Raw genomic sequence first — 1,014 nt, 5'->3', positions numbered from 1 at the left:
GTGTAGCGTGGAGCGCCTTCAACACAGGCTCTCGCCATCTGGGTGAAACCAAAAAGCCTTTCAGTTCCGTGGCCTTTAGAGAGGCAAGCTGCGCCGAGTCGTAGGCCTCTGCACGCATATCCTCGTTGGCTTGTGCGAGCAGTGCCTGTATCCGTGCTTCAAGCGCACACGCTTCATCAGCCGTACGACAGGGACGTCGCCAAACGATCTCAGAGGGGCCTACAACACCCGAGAGCACCCGTTGAACATCAGCGCGTGCATAGATCACAGGGCCTCGTTTACAGGCCTCGGACGGGGTGTAGTAGACCTCGACCGTGCGCGGATCGAACGACTCCGCTGCACTCAGTTTCGGATACACATGCAGCTCCTCGAACCGTGAGGTACAGAGCACAATGGCGTCTTCAATCAGACCTGCATGCCCCACCTCGTACACGCCGGTGACTTGGTAGTAACCCACACGCGGCGCTTCTTCCGGCAAGCGCATCACACCGCTGCAGATGATAGTGAACTGGCGCTGGAACTCGTTCAGGCGCAGAAACGAATCGGGGGCGTAAGGGTTCCGAATGAACGGAAACGGTAGGCGTAAAACATTCAGAAGTTTTCTCATGGTGCTCTCCTGGGGCGGGACAGATCTCGCCCCATAGGGCGAGAATCCCTATGGATGGATGTGAAGTTGAAACCGTGGTCAGGCGCCGCGGAGGGCACCCAACATCAATGCAGCCGCGTGACGACGATCAGCCGCACGAACGCATGTGGCCTGTTCGTAGCCGGAGCCGCAGAGTGAGGTATCTGTCTTGCCGACCTGACGACAAATCAGTGTCCAGACAGAGGGTGTTGGGTGGGCATAGCCGACAAGGACCACGCCCATGAAGTGAAGGCCGATCAGCCGCGGGCATCGCAGGGCGCCGGTGTTCTATCAGCGTGCCAGCGTCTGCGCTGACGGAGTAAAGACTGAGCCGTAGAGGCTCTTTGCAGTAGCTATTGGGCATGGTGATTCTCCTGGTTCATGAAGGG

At 58.4% G+C, this 1,014-nt stretch carries 1 protein-coding gene; it reads right to left on the bottom strand.

What is annotated here, in order from left to right:
* Positions 1-607 (bottom strand): hypothetical protein (locus tag M5B96_RS32330; protein ID WP_248801217.1); only part of this gene is annotated, 607 nt, incomplete at its 3' end.
* Positions 608-1,014: the final 407 nt, after the last annotated feature.

This window comes from Pseudomonas sp. MWU13-2105 (genome assembly GCF_023242315.1).
Lineage (GTDB): Bacteria > Pseudomonadota > Gammaproteobacteria > Pseudomonadales > Pseudomonadaceae > Aquipseudomonas.
This window is presented reverse-complemented; position numbering and strand designations above follow the sequence as displayed.